The 18,485-nt window shown below is 43.2% G+C and carries 13 protein-coding genes; all 13 read right to left on the bottom strand.

What is annotated here, in order from left to right; all coding sequences use genetic code 11:
• Positions 1 to 51: 51 nt before the first annotated feature.
• The 13 genes from FM037_RS22345 to FM037_RS22395 all read right to left on the bottom strand — a co-directional run bounded on the left by FM037_RS22345 (position 52) and on the right by FM037_RS22395 (position 18,482).
• On the bottom strand, positions 52 to 4,974 hold the full coding sequence (locus tag FM037_RS22345) for a contractile injection system tape measure protein (RefSeq protein WP_144047816.1): 4,923 nt from the start codon (positions 4,972 to 4,974) through the stop codon (positions 52 to 54).
• A 4-nt stretch (positions 4,975 to 4,978) separates the two neighbouring features.
• Positions 4,979 to 7,486: a hypothetical protein gene (locus FM037_RS22350; protein ID WP_144047817.1), complete on the bottom strand. Its 2,508-nt coding sequence runs from the start codon at positions 7,484 to 7,486 to the stop codon at positions 4,979 to 4,981.
• Positions 7,476 to 8,351 (bottom strand): hypothetical protein, encoded by an 876-nt coding sequence (locus FM037_RS22355; protein WP_144047818.1) that lies wholly within the window; start codon positions 8,349 to 8,351, stop codon positions 7,476 to 7,478. The genes FM037_RS22350 and FM037_RS22355 overlap by 11 nt, the downstream gene beginning before the upstream one ends.
• On the bottom strand, positions 8,344 to 12,453 hold the full coding sequence (locus tag FM037_RS22360; RefSeq protein WP_144047819.1) for a baseplate J/gp47 family protein: 4,110 nt from the start codon (positions 12,451 to 12,453) through the stop codon (positions 8,344 to 8,346). The genes FM037_RS22355 and FM037_RS22360 overlap by 8 nt, the downstream gene beginning before the upstream one ends.
• A 17-nt stretch (positions 12,454 to 12,470) precedes the next feature.
• Positions 12,471 to 12,890, bottom strand: a complete 420-nt coding sequence (locus FM037_RS22365) for a GPW/gp25 family protein (protein ID WP_221937440.1) — start codon at positions 12,888 to 12,890, stop codon at positions 12,471 to 12,473.
• Between the two features lie 16 nt (positions 12,891 to 12,906).
• Positions 12,907 to 13,206 (bottom strand): PAAR domain-containing protein, encoded by a 300-nt coding sequence (locus tag FM037_RS22370; protein WP_077754478.1) that lies wholly within the window; start codon positions 13,204 to 13,206, stop codon positions 12,907 to 12,909.
• Positions 13,207 to 13,216: 10 nt separating this feature from the next.
• Complete coding sequence (gene vgrG, locus FM037_RS22375) at positions 13,217 to 15,007, bottom strand: type VI secretion system tip protein VgrG (protein ID WP_144047820.1); 1,791 nt, start codon at positions 15,005 to 15,007, stop codon at positions 13,217 to 13,219.
• A gap of 24 nt (positions 15,008 to 15,031) precedes the next feature.
• Positions 15,032 to 15,673, bottom strand: coding sequence for a CIS tube protein (locus tag FM037_RS22380; RefSeq protein ID WP_144047821.1), 642 nt, complete (start codon positions 15,671 to 15,673; stop codon positions 15,032 to 15,034).
• Between the two features lie 8 nt (positions 15,674 to 15,681).
• A complete protein-coding gene (locus FM037_RS28645; RefSeq protein WP_185976884.1) occupies positions 15,682 to 15,852 on the bottom strand; it encodes a DUF5908 family protein in 171 nt (56 codons plus the stop codon).
• 3 nt (positions 15,853 to 15,855) lie between these two features.
• On the bottom strand, positions 15,856 to 16,329 hold the full coding sequence (locus FM037_RS22385) for a phage tail protein (RefSeq protein ID WP_144047822.1): 474 nt from the start codon (positions 16,327 to 16,329) through the stop codon (positions 15,856 to 15,858).
• A 78-nt stretch (positions 16,330 to 16,407) separates the two neighbouring features.
• Complete coding sequence (locus FM037_RS22390) at positions 16,408 to 16,881, bottom strand: phage tail protein (protein ID WP_144047823.1); 474 nt, start codon at positions 16,879 to 16,881, stop codon at positions 16,408 to 16,410.
• Between the two features lie 48 nt (positions 16,882 to 16,929).
• Positions 16,930 to 17,394, bottom strand: coding sequence for a phage tail sheath C-terminal domain-containing protein (locus FM037_RS29750; protein ID WP_229380985.1), 465 nt, complete (start codon positions 17,392 to 17,394; stop codon positions 16,930 to 16,932).
• Positions 17,391 to 18,482: a phage tail sheath family protein gene (locus FM037_RS22395; RefSeq protein WP_229380986.1), complete on the bottom strand. Its 1,092-nt coding sequence runs from the start codon at positions 18,480 to 18,482 to the stop codon at positions 17,391 to 17,393. Before FM037_RS22395 ends, FM037_RS29750 begins: the two co-directional genes overlap by 4 nt.
• Positions 18,483 to 18,485: the final 3 nt, after the last annotated feature.

Genomic DNA, 18,485 nt, shown 5'->3' on the forward strand with positions numbered 1-18,485 from the left:
ATCCTTTCATCCTTTCATCCTTTTCATTACACTCAGGTTTTAGCAATGAACTCATCGCCATTCAACATGTAACACTCGTTCCATCCAGGGAAACTTGATCACCGAAAAACTCCATGGCAAGCTATCAAGTAACATGTCAAACGCATTAGTTTGGATCTGTAATTTCCACGCCTCTTTCTCTCGATAAAGCACGCCATCTCGCTGTAAAAATGTCTCTCTTAATCCCTCTGGTGTCGTTTGACCTAGTGTTTTCCAGTTATCGATGATCCCGACCAGTAAACCATCTGCGGTCTCTTTCTCTTGATCTGACAGCTCAATGCTATAACGAAGTGGTTTCGCTGTTTTTATGCCACACAGCAGCTTGTTAAGCGTCAACTGATACTCCCCGGCTTCACTCTGGCCTGTGACCATATACTGCAATAACTGTGCGCCACGCTCTTGTGCTTGTTCATCAATAAACTGACCCGACTCGGTATAAGCTAACATGCTAAAAAGTCTAGATATGTATGGCGAAGCAAGCACTACACCCGCATTCGCAATATGAATTTCATCGCCTTCGGTCTCTAAATCTTCTGCTGTGTTTTGTGCTGATAATCCATAGATAAGGCGCTCTAATTCTACTAAGGTGAGCTGTTTTTGCGTCTTATCGGATAAAGGTTTACTTTGATTTTTATTGGTTACCACTCGCTGGTTTGGCTTTGAGACAGAGCTTTTTTTAGTATTCTGAAATTCAATTATCTTGATGCATTGCTTTATCTGAGCGGGAGCTAAATTGGTACTGGATGCAGCTTTAAGCTCTCTAACAATCTGCGTAAAAAACAGTTCTCTTGAACTAAACCGATTGTTAGCACTAAAAATGACCGAAACAGAAGCCCTACTGTCATACAGCATGGTGAGGTAGGCAGTCACAACATCACTAAAATTAACCTGACGATGATGCAGTAAATAATCAATAATAAACAAGCACTGAGGTAGCGGGTCAAGGGTCGCTGCTCTAATGCTGCCGCTGACTAGGGCCAATAGGTCGATAATCTTCTGCAATGAGAGATATCGCGTTGAAAACAGTAGGATCAGCAGCTCATGACACTCAGTAGCGGGACGATGCTTGAACACCAGCTTAGCCACCTCGTTTGAAGAGAGGTAGTTAAGCAGTAGAATTTTCAAAGTTGCCGCATCTGAGGTCATCAAGGCTTTCAGGCAAGGATAAAAACGAGATAACAAAATTGCAGAGATATGGTGCGAATTGGCTTGCGATAACTTTACCAATAGCGACTCAAATTCAGTGCTCAAAACCTCTATAGCTTGTTCAGCTATCACGGATTTACCTGCCTCGAGGTTAACGAGTTTAGGGGGTGATTGGTGAGAGGCTATTACTGACGGCTTCATTCTAGCCGGACCTCTCTCGGCCTGATTAGACACGGCCCGTTTAGTCCCGGTCTGATTAGAAATAGCAGCCACTTTATCTGCTGTCGGCTGGGGTATGACACTCTTGGCCACATGCTTGGTATTAGATGCAAGCCCTACCCGCTCTTTGGTATTTCGACTCGAATAACAGGGAACGTCATTCACCAGTAAAACATCATTAGCGAGTGCCACAGGCAGATGATGTGACCGCTCAGATTGCTGGGTTAACGTGTAACTGAAACGATAAATTTGATTAAAGCCAACTGAGAGACCAATGTGCTGCCGCAGTTCAGAAAGGAGCATATTCACGCTCGTCACAGGCAGGATTTGTCTCAAGCTATCGAATAACTCGTCAAGGTGAATATCAGCCAAAGCACGCCAAATATGCTGCCACTGAAATGAGCCGAACATCACCCGTTTTAACCAACTCAATGCTGCGACGGGCTCCTGTTGAAATAACTCCGCCAGCCAATATATAACTTGCTGAAGTTTCACTTTCAGCTCATGTTCTGGCATCTGTTTAGCGTGATTAACAGCAAAGAAAATATGCTGGCTGACAAGCGTTAAACCCGTAGAGATCCTTTGATAATGCTCCAACTGCTGTAGCTGAGATTCAGCGCTTAGCGCATCAACATCGAGATAACTGTCGATTTCAATATTGCTACTCGCTTGTTTATATCGCTGCTGAATACCCGCTCTTGAGTCATTGTCCTTTAAGATTAATTTGAGTTGCCGTGTCACGAGTTCAGAGAGATATCCGCCAACGCCATTAATCTGATGCTCCAGCTCAATGGCCTGCAACAATGCAGTTAGCGTACAGTTTCTAAATTCTGCTACACGGGAGAAAACCCGCATAATGAGTTGCTCAGAAAGCTCAGAAATTTCAGTTCCTGAAGCGGCTTCTTCTTTTATTGAGTGTCCTATCGATTGCCAGATCTCACGCCAAATATGTCGTTGCAGTTGTTTTGAGAATGTCATCACTCGTCGCAGTGACATTGAGCTTATAAGCGGTTGTAAAGATGGGATGCCCCCATTCCCATCGAATGCCTTGAATGTATTGAGCGAAGGCAGCCCAACACACAAAATAGAGTGGGAGTTAACCAAAGAACCAAGCCATTGCTGGCTCGTCGGGTATAACAACTGCAGCAGTGCAGTTAGTATTGACCTAGGCAATGCTAACAGGTAGCGATCGATTGCATCTTGCGCGCGAGTCATTAAGCCTTGAGGTGACGTATAACGATTAGCTGGTTTCAAAAAGTAATGCAAGACACGGATCACGAATGCGCGATCACTATTATCTAAATCTTTAATGACCTGTTCTATGCGAGTTGCGTCCCCAGCGGTTAGGGCCAGTATAAACTGACGATACTGCTGACGGGTTTTGTCTGTGATGTTAACCGGCGCTTGAGCAAGCTCTACAGACGATGAAGAGGACTCTGTTTGTTTTAGGTTTATTACAGGTTCCAGTAATAATTCAGCTAATAACAGTAGCAGCTGCTTTTGCATCTCGGAAGGCGCTTCTAACGAGTAAAAAGCACTGGCAAGATGATGAACAAACTCTTGATGGTCTAGGTTGTTATGCGCAGCTATTTTGTGAGTGATATAGCCCAAATAACTTAAATTATTAAAGTTGGAGCCCCTTTCAACCAGTAAGTAACTAAAGGTGAATTCCCAAAGTTGCTTAGTTAATTCCCGTTGCTCTATTGGCTTAGCCATCTCTACTTTTTTTAACTGCAAGGGAGTTTGCTCTATTAGAGGCTGGATAAATTGCCGTTCTTTAGGTGCCAGCAGTCCAAGCGTGTCTCTGAGCATGGTAAGGGTAAAATGAGTCACGATTGCAGTCACACAGATGGGTTGATGGCCGTAGAGATACAAACTGGTGATCAGCGCATCAGGATAAGCAGACACATAATGGCTCCAATGCAACTTAAGCCGATCGTAACGCCCTAAATTCAAAGCGGTCGCGATATCTTCAAGTGCGATTTGTTCCGCAGTAAGCTTAACCTCATGACTTGCAACTTTTAGCTTTTCATCAAGATTATGATCTGCCAACTCACCCTGTAATTGACTCAACAGAACATGCATATTGCGCTTAAGCGCAGACTCCATTGGAAGTGACTCAAGAGTTTGAAGCAATAATTGATGCAGTTGCATCTGGCTGATATTGTGATGAGATGCATTTTGACGGAGCATGCTCTGCAGGTAGGATTTACGATTAAACTGACTACCTCGCTCAACCAGCAAGTAGGTTAACGTAAACAACCAAAATTGCTGCTTACTCTGACTGTCGCTCAGTGTTTTAACAGATGCTGATGACATATCCACAGCACGCTCTTTAACTGGCTTGAACAATAAAGAGATCCTGCGGATAAAGTCGCTTTCTGTAGGCTCAATTAACTCCAATAGCTGCTGCCACATCGACTCACTTAAGGCTTTCGATAAACGATATCGAACCTCGGCCTGTTGACCTAGATGTATAACTAGTTTGAGAAATTCTGTGCGGTATTCCCCTACCGCTAAGTGCCATACTGATTGAAGTTGATCAATATCGCCACTGAGAATAGCCTTGATAAGAAGTGCAGAAACGAGCAAGGTTCGACTGCTCTTGTCCTGCTGTTTTTGATAATTAGTATCGTTAAATTGTGCAGAAAACTCAGGTTTAAGCTCATCAGAAAGATAGCGTTGACCAATATCCACTAATGCTGGAAACCATTCATTGATGGGCTCTACAGCATCCGCAGACTGCCTGGTACTTCCCGTCAATAGTGCTTTAAACAATGCGCGAATAAAAAATAACTTCTCATTATTCGTTGCCGAATTTAATAAGGCTCCGTTAGCATAAAGTCGTTTTTCTAATGCAGAACTTGCGGCATCATCGCCATAGTTGAACATTAATTTGAATAGATAACGTACCTGTTTTATTCGCGATGGTTGAGCAAGCTTTAAAATCAACTCGATACTCTTTTCAATCGATAATTGCAAAACCAAGCGACTGAGTAAGCTGTCTAAATAGGGAGAACGATTCAACAGAGTCGTGAGCGGCTTAATATTTTTAAATAATGTAACCACTAGCCAATCTTGCCACCCCTGTGATGTGAGTTTCCCCGTCGCAAACGGACTACTCCAAGGTAGTTGACCACGATTCAAAAAATAGCATAATTGCTGCCAATCGCTCTCTTCTGAGCTCAACTTACGAAAACTAATCTCCTTAATGATGCCGTCTGGCTGCTCACTCGACGTGACCACTGCCAAACCAGAACTGCTGCTATTGAGCTCCATCATTTTTTCTGACAATGCGGCAACTAACTTGGTTTCAAGTTGGCTAAGATAATCACGGCCATCAAGCTCGCCAAGATCAATCTCCAACCTATCGATACAGATCTCCCAACCTTGTTGATGTTGCTCAAACACACGATCTATGGCGGGAAGCAAAGTATGTAGTACATAAGTATGTGCTTGCTGCTGAAATCCATCGGCCATCGATTGTTCATCAAAAGACAGATCCAGCACCGCAGTTTCGATTCGGTGCTTCTTGGCGAGATGTGACATAGCTATTTGAGTGTTATCCATGGCATCATTCCGATCCATTGTCACGATAAGCCTGCAGTAAATTCAATAACGCCTCGGCACTACGCTGACACTCGTCAGTTGGCTGATAGGCGTCTCGCCTTAACTCTAACCACAGCATATAATACTGCTCAAACTCACAAAGCTGACCAAAATCAAGCCAAAAACACTCAGCATAGATATGGGCAGGACATTGTTGTTGCACAACATTCAGTGCTCGTTGGCGATAACCAAGATCGGCACAACGCGCAGTAAAGCCTGGGAAGATAATCGAGATTTGACATGAAATAGAATCTTCTTGTGATTCACACTTATCTGCCGCACTCATTGTCATTGGTCGCAATAATAGGTGCTCAACCACATAGACGCCCTCGCAGCTCCGATTCAGGTAGGCCAAATGCTCGCACAGGATATTAGCCAAGCGGTTCACCTTGTTGGTATTACTACTTGTGCCAATAAAGATAGGTTGAACCGAATCTTGCAGTTGCTCTGCGGTTAAGTCTCTACGTTTTTGCTCCGTTAGATAGAGATCGTAGACAGACGTGCGATCTCTTTTTATCAATTTATAGTTGTTAATATCGACGCCTTTTTTAAAAAAAGATTCGCCGATCACGCCTTGCTGCAAAGGTTGCAATTGCAACGCCATCTTGGAGACTTTGTGTCTATCGACCGCCTCTTCAGTCTTAATTAGAGGAATCGACAGCAGTTGCTTCTCCATCGCATCATTGAGAATGACCTGATTGTGTAATGGATAATTTACCCGTTCAAACTCACTATCACTGACAATTTCTAATGGCTCGCGCTTCACTAGGCTTGTGTAGGGCCATCGATTGATTGGCATACCTAAGTGGTAGCTTAATCTATGTTGAAAACCACCGATATTACTGTCAAATGTACGATAGCAGCGGTAATCAAATGCCCCACCTCTATCACGTCCCATTGCCACCACATCATTGAGATAGTGATACTTGCTCTCTAAAACCTGCGCTTCTAAGGCATTAGGGCTGTCATAAAAATTAAACTGTCTCAAAATAGATTGATCTAACTCTTCACCATAAAGGGCAAGTAGATAATCCAGTACCCGTCCCTTTCTATCGTGAAAATGGTCAAACTCAGCCAAAATAGCATCAAATTTTTGTTGTTCTTTCGCTGGATAAATATATTCAATGCCATGAAATTCATGTGAGTCCAAGGTGTAAAACTGATAGCTGGAATTGCAACTTTGATCAATAGAAAACAGCGACTTAATACTGCCAATATTCTTTGAAAAGTTTGCCATCAACTGCTCAAACACCAACAGATAGCCACGTAGCTGATTCGCATTGGCTTTATCTTTTATAGCGGAAAACGCGCCAATACCATTGGCGCTCAAATTGTAACTACTAGGGAAATGTTGCTGGATGGATTGATAGTCTTGTGTTTGACGAAAATGTCCACGCGTCACTTGATATAGGCTGCTAATTTCTTGACGAGTATGACGCATCGAATATTGCTTAAACTGGCTATGCTCAAGATGCGTTGTAAACGTTTCAAAGTGCACATTGATCGATTGATGGTGCCGCTTTAAATTCACTCGCAGCTCTTCTTCAACACCAGGCATCTGTAACCAGGTTTTGTCTCTTATCACCTGTGCTATCGACTGCTCCGCTGGCGCACTATCCCCAACATCGACTAATGCAAGCTGATCTATAACCTCAATCTCTTCGATACTCCTCAATTCTGAGTAGAGTGATGCTAATGTCCTTTGTGCCTGATTTCCATCAAGAGTATCGAGCCGATATCGACCATGTAATGCAATGGGTCCGGTTAAGATCTGCTCAAGACTTCGACCCGCATTGAGTTGTTCTTCATAACTTTCAATCTTAAGTTCACCCATGACCCAGCGATGGCAAACTGAATAGATCTGCGCCAATACATACTCTGCATCGCAATGATCCACCAAGTGAATATCAGCGATGAGCTGATAGCCCTTGTCATTGACGATCTCTATCTTGGCAACATCTTCCGCCAAGTTTCTATTTTTACTATAAATATGTGAGGCTTTATCAATGATTTTATTGGCCAAAGAGGGACGAGACAGACATTTCTGCTGCATCAAAGGTGTCAGCTGTAGTTCGATATTGTAAAGGCCTATGTAACCTGAGCTAACGGGGCTAATCCACACCCTATCAACCTCATCAATCGAATCTAAAAGCAACTGCTGATAATCTTCAATAGTGCATGCTCTAGCGGGTAACACCTGTTCGGGTAACGCTAACGCTAACTGCTTATAATTGAGCGAACCATCGACTTGAGCCAACAGGTCTTCAGCAGAAAAATCGGTTTGATAATTGAGTTCTGTTAGTCCATAACAGAGCTGTTCAAGAATCGTCACTCCAGGATCATGTGCGTTATAATCAGTCCAGATCTCTCCTGAATACTCTTGTGCATACTCGATCGCTTCATGTCTCAAGCTATAAAAACTTAAGGGATCTTTGTTGGCGACATGCCTAGGAATACTTGCACTACTGCTCATGGCTCACCTCAGTTTGGGCTTCATGGCTATCTTGCATATATTCGTCAGCCCACAGCTTGGTGATGTGAAAACATATATTCACCCCTTCCCCGTAATCTGTGTTTGACTTCATCTGCAGATAATAAGGGCGATAGGCCGAACTGCCCTCTTCACTTTGTGGTGCATTAACCCAACGTATTGCCAGCTTATCCGCCGAAGATGAGTAGTAGGCATGTTGGCACTTAATCGGCTTTTTAAAGGTAAACCAATTAAATAGATCGAACCATAATCGAGAGGGGTTGCAGGTGTTCATCGCAATAGCCCGTAACATGGCATAGCGGCCAGTACGTTTAATCCCCACACCAGCCATCACTTCAAAAGCCTGTACTCCCTCTAATGTCGGAGTAATATTGTGCCATTGTCCATCAGCCTTTACTGTCCCCGGCCCATCTTGTTCCTCAAACGCATTGCCAAGTCTGCCAGATGCGTTAATCATGCCGTTGACATCTAAAGCATGCATAGGTTTATCTTGATTGATACCAAGCCGGCTATGGGGTGATATGCAAAGTGTACTAGGAACTGGCTTACTCGAGACTTGTCCACTCGCTAGCATCTGTTTCTCAGGGGCTTTAAACAGTAAACTATCTATCTCCTGATCGAATTTAATACTCCACAACACTTGCTCTGGTTCACTGTCACGGTAAAAGCTTAAAAGGTTGGCATTCTCCTCTAATGATGAGATTTTAAAACCTTCATTAACCGATTTATCAAACCCCTCTTCTAAGGTGTTTAAACATGAATCAATCAAGTCTGAGAAATGCTCAGTTTGAGGTAGCGCACCTTTTCTGAAGTAGTTTTTAAGGGTGCTCCTGTTACGTTTAGCCATCTTGTTGAGTTCCTTCTACACACTGTTCAGTGCCCTCTTCACCACCGATAATGAAGTTTCCCCCCACTTCTAATTCATTAATCCCTGTTTGTTTGGCTTTATGATCGATCTCTTCACTTATCAACTCGATGACTTGGTGGCCATAAGGCATCAGCAGGCACCAAGGCGAGCTAGGGGCTATATCTGTATTACTGTCTCGGTCTTCAATAGCATCTGCTGTTACGCTATCGGTCAGCTGAAAATAGGGCAGTGACTGCTGTGTCCGCTTGATAATGTGTAAAGCTGACACCTCAGTGACAAATTTAATATAACTAAGCTGGCGTATATAAGAGTCAATATCTTGGGTTATTAGCTGCCAACCAAAGCCACTATTATTGGCCGACTCACCCCAAGGGCAGAGAAAATCACAAATATCTTTGTTTAACTGTGTGATCATCTGGCCTGTATGCATACCCGGTACAAACTTAACTGCGCAGCGTACTTGCACACTCTCGTATACTGGCTCCCTGACATCTATTTTGACAAATTGGGACGCATGTAATGAGATAAATGTCTGTACCCGGTTAAGCAGGTTTTGACTGATATTAAAGTCATCACATAACTGGTGCTGACAGCCAATGACCTTGGGCCGGACGATTATTAAAACATGTCCGGGCTGCTTACCCTGTTTGTTAAAAATGCAGTTTGAAATGCATTTAACTCGATCAATTTCAGCAAACTCTTGCAGAATTAAATGCTCATAATCCCAGCAAGTCACCGCCCGATTCTTATGCCTAAGACGTTCGCTGACTCGCTGCTTAAACTCACGATCGTTCTCTTGATCCTTACCATCAAAATGAGTCCTAGCTTGTGTCACCTTCTCGAGTCCTGCCACCGGATGCAGCGTTTTCCATTTAGCAAGGCCTTGCTGAGCAATGCTCTGCAGCTCCCCTGAAAGCTGTCGTGTTGCTTTACCCGCATGTGTTGTTATCGATAAACAACGTCCATAGCTAGACAGTGACTGGTTTGCGCTTGCTCTTAGCCAAAACAAACCTTTGGGCATCACACTGTTTTCAACATTTATCCCTTCAGGCAAAACAAATGTCATGATCCCTGAAGTCGTTAAGCCAAATGTCGTGTCAGACAGTATTTGTCGTTTTGAGAAAGGTAACCAATTGTTATTAATCAGATAAAACCACTGAACATCGCTTTCCTCATCACTTGAATTAAGGCTGGCCTTTTCATCGAAATGAAAGAATAGAGTCAATATTCCAGTCAGTGTTAATGACTCAATACCAATAAACAAATTGCCGTCAAAAGCATATCGAGGAAACAAGTACTTAAGTTCAAGATCCTTATGTTTAGTGATGGGGTAGATTTGCTGGAAGCCAAAGGGGTGAATATGGGTCACACTATGCTGAGGAAGATTCTTTTTCTGATTTTGCGGATGAAGATGTATCACAGTATTAGCACGATAATTAACAGATAAGCGACTCAACGAGGGAGTATAGGGCAGGTTTGGTAATGGTTTGGGCTTTTTACTATGGGCATTGGCAACGAGAATATTAGTCAACAAGGTTGAATATTGTTGATGCCCGAAAGCAATATCGGGCTCAGAAAGCTGAAGCTTAATAAAGCCATTTCTACTTTTAAGATTATAGTCGAATGCTTGCTTTTTAAGATTCGCTCCAACGGGTTTAAACGCATTAGCAACATCCGATCTAATCACTTTAAAACTTTTTAACCTATTGGTTTCGGTGTTTTCATCAAAAAGTGTGATCGATTGCTGCGGATTAACTTTCAGCCAGCTACCATCTCTTAAGACCTCTAATTCCCCTTTAAACGTATCATTACAAAATGGGAAATCATAACCAGCATAGTAAGTTTTAAAACCATCGAGTTCAGAAGGTAAGTCACTCCAGTTAAGATTGATCTCCAACTCAACAATTTGCTTTTGTGCCATCTCTTCACTGCCTAAAACCAGATAGCTATATCGTGATGGCTGTGCACCAAAGGGAACAAATGTTTTCGCAGGATCTACCCTCCCATGATTGTTATAGGCCACCAGGTCAGTGATCCCTTTTACATCAACATCGATGTCGATAGCGCTTAAGATAAGACCGCGAAAAATAGAATAGGGAAAGAAGGTTGCCAGTGGCTTAATGCCGAACTGAATCATCCCCTCATCACAATGCCATTGATTGCCGTGAACCTCAGCGTTAATTGGGGTTATAGGGGGTAAGTCTGGTGTTAAGGTAATAATAAATTGAAAACCATATGCACCATGTTCATCACCATCCACCTTTTTACTCAGAGGTTGAATGCGATAGTTTTTAGACTGCAACCACCCCTCTTCAGTAGAAAGCTTAATATCAAACATCTTCTCATACAGTTCATAAAAAGTGCGTAGCTGATCTTGACTCAACAAGCGTAATAACCTTTTAAGCCCTGAGGTTTCAGTAAACTCTTGTGATTTAATGCTTATCTGTTGAATATCAGCTTTACTCAACCAAGCATTTCGTTGATGTCGCCCTATTCTATTAAGGGTATGCCGACTAAATAATCGCCCTAATAGTCGGTAAAAAAGTGCTTCATTTGGGGCCTCGACAAGCAGTGATAATAAGTAGTTTTTATGGATTAAACTCTGTTGTTCCTCGGCACAGAGAAACATCTCCACTTGCTGTCCTTCTGATAGGTTTATAAGCAAGTTGTCAGCCGTGTTTTCACCGTCGTATAAACTGGGCTCAGCCTCGAGTAAATGGGTAAAAATAGCCAAGATGCAATCTCGTTTTTCAGCATCTGAGTCGGCGGTATTTAACAGGTAAAGCGCGTGAGATGGAATGGGATGAGGTTCTGCCAATGCTATAGTTAAACTTAACTCTCTATGCCCCTCCCGTAAATTTAACACCGGCGCTGAGACGGCAAAACCTAACGCGGCTAGCGATGCACTCTTGCCACCAAATCGCCCATTAGCACCAAAAGTCGTAAAGTCACAATTCGCGTTATCTTCAAGCTTGAGTTGGTTTTGAGTCACCTGAGTCACATAGTGCAACTCGCTTTCAGGAGAAATAAGTGGGTCACGATGTAGATAAAGGTTGAATACAGACTTAACTTGAGCATCGCTAAGCGAGAGGTCATCATCTAAGTGGAAAATAACATCTTGCTGATTACTGTCTTTACCGTAGCTAAACTCTGTCCCCTTTCTGATCTGTACTGCCCGTCTAAGCCCTTTTGTCGGAGTAAACAGTAAATATGCTGATTCGGGCGAACTCGGGGCTGGCTCAAATTTTAATATCTTTCGATAATAGAGATCCAAATGTCGCATCGTAAAACGATTTAACTTTTGTTGGCTATGACGATATATCTTCAAAAACGCCATAAACAAACCCATCGATGGATCATGATCCGAACGATTCTCTAGCGCTAAGGTATAGACTCCGATCCCCATCTGTAGATACCGAACCACATTAATGACGTTAGAAAAGTTTTGTTGTAACAGCGGGAGCAGCTGGTTGGTGTCCATCCGAGCACTATTTGGCTGCCATTGAGAAACAATGTCTCCCCATATGGGATCAAACAGTCTTATCTTTTGCTCTGCCATCTGTTGTTGTTCTGGCGTTAAAAACGCTACAACCCCTTGCAACTGCTGTAAACATGGCTGTAATTTCTTATCTACTGCTGAAGATATCTTGAGGCAAAACTCAAAAGCGGCTTCACTGTCTGACAGCTTTAACTGCTGGTACCAGAGATTAATGTTTGAAAGCGAGGTTAGAATCGTGATGACAGCGGCTTGTGGGTCCTGTTTTAAATCCTCTTCAAACTCTATAGATATTCGATCACAATCCATGTTTTTCAACATGGCCATCATTGCCAACTCACTGGCACAAAACATGGGTTCCCATGTGCCCGCTTTATTATTTTGGTGATCATAAAAATGCAACTGAGAAGCCAGTTGTTTAGCAAACACTAACAGGGTTTCAAACGACATTTCGTCAACATTAAAATGCCCGGCAACCAGAGCATCAGGCAAGCGTAATGCCTGTTTGCTTTCAAGCAATAACCGCGTCATTTCATTCTCCATAATGAGTGACCAAACGACACTGAAGAAGATGATTTTTGCCACATTGCATCCTAGCAGATTTACAGATCAACTAAGGTTCCCTCCAAAATATAGAATGGATACACCATATTACGCCTTGCATTAGTCGTGATCACAGTGAAATTCAAGTCGATATCAAGGCGCCCTTCCATAGCATTGTCAGTACCTATTTCAATCAGCTCGACATTAATTCTGGGCTCAAAATAAAGCAGTGAACGGCTTATTAAGTGCATTAGCTTAGCGATTGTGGCCTGATTAATTTCCTCGAAAACCATTTTTTTGATACCACAGCCAAACAAAGGGTCCATCACTCGCTCTCCCGGTGAGGTAGACAAAATGATGTGTATGCTTTGTTCAATATCTTCTTCAGCAGAAACCATCTCAACCGATCTTTCTGCTGCCATAAACTGAGGTGGAAAGCACCATCCAGTGCCTAAAAATGATCGTTCTATGCTCATCATTACTCTCCCTTGCTCGCTATCCACCAATCATTACCGTCAATGCCCCCAGAACAATACTGCCTCCATGCACTGTGGTATCTCCCATTCTGGCAGCAGGTTTGCCACTGATCATCACAGTTGCCGACCCTTTTGCCACTGTGTCTGGCGGACCCACACACACACAGCTATCACCAACTACACTTGCGGGCAGTTTTTGTATCAATACCGTTGGGACGCCCGGCCCAATAACCGGACCACCGACATGAGGGATCGGCGGCAGTCCAGGTGTCACCATAGGGCAAACATGCATATCAGTGATCCTTGCTGCAGGTGGCATCTATGACTCCTTAATTAATCATCACCATGGCGCCTTTGATTGTGGTCTGCCCAGAAGCAGACAACTCTGCAGACGCACTCCCCTTTGCCACAAACCCAACTTGAGCGGTTTGGTTAATGTTTAAACCCGCCAGTTTTAAATCTGCATTTGAACTTAAGCTCATCTCTCCTACCGCGCTTAATGTCATCTTGCCCTTAGCAGTTATGTTGATATCTTTAGGGCTGTCTAACGTGATACCGCTGCTATTCAGCTCAAGCTTATTACTGTTCTGATCTTCTAGGACGATTGACTTGTCTTTATCACTGATCACCACCTTATTCTCACCTGGTGTGATGATAGTGATCACCTTATCTTCTTCATTAAACTCAATTTTCAGCTTACTCTTGGTGATGATAGCCTTAATGTTGTTTTCAGCAGTCAGATCGTAAGCAGGCTTTCGCTTGCTGCTATATAAGCTGCCTAATATCACAGGTTCACTGGGATTATTGTTGAAATAACCCAGCACCACTTCATCACCAATTTCCGGGATGAAAAAATTACCAATATCTTCAGATGCATAAAAGGTTGCGAGCCGCGCCCACACGCCTTCTGTAGATGCTTGCAATACTGGCACTTGCACCTGTATTCGATTTTGACCACTTGGATCACCGTCTAATTTCATTACCACACCAATCTGAAGTCCTTCAACAGCCGGTAATAATCCACTTGCGGGCGGTGCTGATATGTCCCGATGCTCACTAGACCAATGTGGCGACATACCGAATTCAATGTCTGTTAACCACTGTCCATCAACCAATTCATGGTGAACGCGGCTAACGTAGACCAGGCCGTTAAAACGACTCCCCACTCCCGCAATCTCAATCAAACTGCCGATTTTGGCTGTTGCACTGCCTTGAAACTTCATTGTTCCCTGAATGCGTGCAAGTGCTGACTTTATCTGCTGACCTTTGGCCCAAGCTTTTAAGGATGCAGAATCTAAAGTGTTAGAGGTTTGTAGACGGAAATTATCAATAGAAAGAGTGGCTGCGAGATCGCTACTGGATAGATCCCCCTGCTTATTTAAAGTTTGTGCCTCAACCTTCTCCTGCTGGACCTTTTGTGTGGCGGGATCCCAGCACACACCGCTAACTGAACTGAGCTGATATCTAGCATCGAGATCGGCCGAAAAATCAATAAGATCTTCTCCATAAGTTACCGTTAACTCACCAGTCCCTGTCACTTGGGGCTCACCGATGGTCAGCTTTCCAGCATCGACACAGATGACATAACCATTGGCTTCCGCCCTTGAGAGTACAAAGTCCCAGTCGGTACAATTAAATTGCACAAGTTCATTATATTGTGATGATGTAGCACTGACTGACTTCTCAAGCCCAGAGTAGTTACCGATAATCTCTTCGATGATCTGACTATCGGTTTTGCTCGTGTAATTTTCGCTGGTGCGTGCAATGGTCATGGCCACACACTTATCTTTGCACTCGATCACCAATGACGAGTCATTATTCATGCCAATAGAGATACCCATTCCAATCACTAAGCCACTAAAGATCAGGGTTTCACTGCTGGCATATCCCGCCTTTATTTCAATGCTGGTTCCAGGTTTAAAACAAGACTCAGTACTCAGTGGAAAATCTTTGCCTGGCATATCTCCATCGCTAACGATAATACGTGCCGAAGGAACTCGGTTCACTTCAGATATCACCTCTATCATCAACACATTAACGCTATCTTTTAACGCTGTTCCGTCAGCGGTAATACTGTATTTGATCACGCCATCGCTGTTGCTTAAAGGAGATGCTGCCATATACCTATGCCCCGTCGATTACAGTTAATTTAATGGAGGAAATAATAATTTAGTCCCAGGCTTGATGACCCTAAAGCTGTCTAAATTGTTGAACCTTGCAACTTGCATATAATAGGAGCCATCTTCATAGACTTGCTGACATAGCAAAGGCAGAGTGTCACCCGATTTAAATTCAATCACATGAGTCAAATCCGGAGAGGAGCGTTTTGACTGTAATGCCTCCTCTTTATTGGTCATAAAACCTGAAAATGCCAGGCTTACCTTTGCTCTTAGCGGTGTTCCATCCGGCTTAAAAAGTACATATTCCACTTTAAAACTGGTTAGGCGACACACGAAATAAAGGGTGCCCCAGATAACATTCACCACGTTGGGTTCATGCTTATTGCCTATGTAGTCATAGACAATTTTCTTAAGACCACTGACCTGCTTACTGACATCGATAGCCTTTGTGGTTTTAATTACCCCTGTGCCGTCAATAATCGTTGTAAAATCAATAGACTCAACATCATATCCAGCAAACTTTGTTTCACTAGCAGAAGTGCCTAACGCCTTGTTTTTATTATCATCATACTTAATGGTGTAATTATGATTAAAGTTTGAAGGATTCAACATCACCTCAAACTTGGTCGATCCATCTTCGGTCTCAATAGTGAGTTTTTTAGCCATGGTTCTCCCTAACGCTCGCGAGTTTCACTACGATTACGTTTGATCATCCCCAAACAACTTTTTAGCAATTGTTCTTTCTGCTGACGTAAATCAGATTCATCAACCAGCTCCAGCTGGTCACTTTTATCGCTGCTGACCACATGTGACTTAATCACTAGCTGCTTAACTTCTACTGACATAAATTACATCACCCTATTTGAATACTGATAACACAACTCAATCTCTTCAATTGCCACCTCATTCTTAGTCGAATGAAAACTGTCAACCTTCCAATTTACTGGGTAGGCTTGAAAGAAGTTCCAACTACGGATCACAGTGCCCTTTTCTCCTAAGAGATGAACCGATAGATCCTTAGGTTCGAGAGCTTGCTTAAAATCACCATCAAAAAATGTTTTACACCACTTAATCAAGAAGGAGTCCAGCTTAGTCAGACCTCGCTTCAGCGTTAAGTTACTGTGCTTTACCGATTTGGGTAGGTGATAAACAAAGCGATTTTCGCCCCCTTCTACATAATCCTCAGTCTCAATTTGAGAGCCTATACCGCCAATCTCCTGAAATGAGGTATCAGAGCCATTTTTAGCACCGTGAAATGCGACCTTAAAGTAGAACGCAGGTACAGGCCAAATGGCACTGTCTTGCTTTGAGCCATCAGACATAGCCTTCTCTCATTACCTATTTTCAAAACGACCAGCACTCCATATCGATTTATTGATCGGGTGCTGGTTCAATCATGCTTACTTATTCGCTATTGCTAGCCCTTCATGAGCAAGCTCGATGGTTTCAACAGCAACTTCATTACCATCTGACTTAAGGTCTGTACCTGTGATCTTTGTTGGCCAAGCATTTGAAAGGGTCCAGACCATAGTCGGAGAACCTGTTTCATCTAATAGACTGATAGTTACAGCCGTACGTGCAACTGTGTTCATCTTGATCTTTGCGTACCAGTCATAGAATTTATTATCTTTAGCAAAAACCCCCTTCTTGAGAGTGACATTGCTTGACTTGACTATTCCCGGCATCTTGATGGTTGAAAAAACCTTATTATCACCAGCACGATACTCAATCACCTGGGCTTCAACATCTAGCCCGGATACCTCTTGAAAAGATGAAACCATCCCTTCACCTGCTCCACCTGCCCACTTAACTTCAAAATAAAACTTGGACATTGGCCATACATTGGCCGACTGTTTTGAACCGTCATCTGACATTGCGTTCTCCTTAACCTTTCATCTTTAATTGGAAGCTATTTACGGCGATTATGACTTCTGCATCTGTTGCTGGAAGGTGATTTCAATAAATTCAGCAGGGCGAGTCACGGCCACTAACACAGTGATTCTGAGTATCCCCTCTAAAATATCTTCACTCGTCATGGTACTTCCTAATCCAACACTGACATTGAACGCGTCGGCAGGAGATGCACCAGCCAAGCCTCCTCGCTTCCAAATGCCAGTTAGAAAGTTAGTGATCATGCTATCCATGGTGACCCATGTGTTGGCCGTATTGGGCTCAAATACATACGCTTTAGAAGCGAGACGAATCGACTCTTCCAGCATGATTAGCGTTCTTCTCACACTGACATAGCGCCAATCTAGGCTATTTCCATCTAAGGTTCTGGCGCCCCAAACTAAGGTGCCTTCACCAGTAAATGTGCGTATCGCATTGATAGATTTGCCTTGGGTGGTAACGTTGAGGTCTTCTTGCTCATCGTGGGAAATGTTCACTGCGGGGAAATCACCGCGTTGAGACTGACATTAGCAGGGGCTTTCCATACACCACGTGCGTTATCGACCATGGTGTATATCCCCGCCATCGCAGATGAGGGAGGAAGCAGGTTCAATTTACCTTTGATATCTAACAGAATGTTGCCATACATCAGGCTCATTGATATCAGCGTTTTATGCAGCAGATTCTTTTGTGCATCTCCATCAACGCTAGCAATGGTATCGACCTCTGCTAGCATCTGATCTCTCTTTGCCGCTCTTAATTTATTACCTGGCGTGGCAAGATCATCATCACTCAATCCATCAAGGTCGGTAAAACCTGTAGCAACTTCTTGTTTTAACAGCTCTGTCAGTACATCAATGTTTGAAATATTTGCATAGCTGAGGTCACTATCCTGAACGATAGTGGTATTTAACCAAGGGTAGTAAGCGGCTGAATAATCAAGGTAGTTGATGCCTAATTTAGAGCGGAAGTTATCGATACAATCACCATCTGGATCTTGTCTATCTTTAAAGCCATTCCATACATCTAAGATAGTGACACGATTTCTCATGACTCCGCCGCAGTGGGCTAAAGCGGCTTGCTGAACACTTATGCAGTCATCTTCAGCTAACAACATCGCCTCAGGAATCACCACCATAGTGGGTTCCTGCTCCTTAATTAAAGGAGTTATACCAGCCGATAGTTTAGCGGCCTCAACATCATTATTGTACTTACCAACAGAGACGATATAACAAGGTCCACCACCATTTTGAAAAAACAACATCATGCTGAAATAGAGCAAATATTTAGTGTTAGATTGATCCGCGGTATACTCTTTTCCACCGATAATAAATGCCGCGTCTTCGGTTGAATCTTCTGCTTTTTCTGCGATCTCGAATTCTGGTATCGGTGCATCGCCATAATAACTGCGAAATTCGGCCATAGAAGTGATTCTCCACGGCTTGTTTAGTAAGCTTTTCCCACCATTTTCCGCCTTTTCGGTATAACCGATGAAGGCTGGCACAGCAGTGGCAACCTCAACCACCGAGTTTGGAAATGCATTTTTCTCAACAATATACACACCAGGTGTTTTCATCACGCCCATAAT

Source organism: Shewanella psychropiezotolerans (assembly GCF_007197555.1).
GTDB lineage: Bacteria > Pseudomonadota > Gammaproteobacteria > Enterobacterales > Shewanellaceae > Shewanella > Shewanella psychropiezotolerans.

What these genes read in the sequence shown, in the direction of transcription:
- FM037_RS22345 (WP_144047816.1), bottom strand. Translation starts at nt 4,974, where the DNA reads ATGGATAACACTCAAATAGCTATGTCACATCTCGCCAAGAAGCACCGA.
- FM037_RS22350 (WP_144047817.1), bottom strand. Translation starts at nt 7,486, where the DNA reads ATGAGCAGTAGTGCAAGTATTCCTAGGCATGTCGCCAACAAAGATCCC.
- FM037_RS22355 (WP_144047818.1), bottom strand. Translation starts at nt 8,351, where the DNA reads ATGGCTAAACGTAACAGGAGCACCCTTAAAAACTACTTCAGAAAAGGT.
- FM037_RS22365 (WP_221937440.1), bottom strand. Translation starts at nt 12,890, where the DNA reads ATGATGAGCATAGAACGATCATTTTTAGGCACTGGATGGTGCTTTCCA.
- FM037_RS22370 (WP_077754478.1), bottom strand. Translation starts at nt 13,206, where the DNA reads ATGCCACCTGCAGCAAGGATCACTGATATGCATGTTTGCCCTATGGTG.
- vgrG (WP_144047820.1), bottom strand. Translation starts at nt 15,007, where the DNA reads ATGGCAGCATCTCCTTTAAGCAACAGCGATGGCGTGATCAAATACAGT.
- FM037_RS22380 (WP_144047821.1), bottom strand. Translation starts at nt 15,673, where the DNA reads ATGGCTAAAAAACTCACTATTGAGACCGAAGATGGATCGACCAAGTTT.
- FM037_RS28645 (WP_185976884.1), bottom strand. Translation starts at nt 15,852, where the DNA reads ATGTCAGTAGAAGTTAAGCAGCTAGTGATTAAGTCACATGTGGTCAGC.
- FM037_RS22385 (WP_144047822.1), bottom strand. Translation starts at nt 16,329, where the DNA reads ATGTCTGATGGCTCAAAGCAAGACAGTGCCATTTGGCCTGTACCTGCG.
- FM037_RS22390 (WP_144047823.1), bottom strand. Translation starts at nt 16,881, where the DNA reads ATGTCAGATGACGGTTCAAAACAGTCGGCCAATGTATGGCCAATGTCC.
- FM037_RS22395 (WP_229380986.1), bottom strand. Translation starts at nt 18,482, where the DNA reads ATGGGCGTGATGAAAACACCTGGTGTGTATATTGTTGAGAAAAATGCA.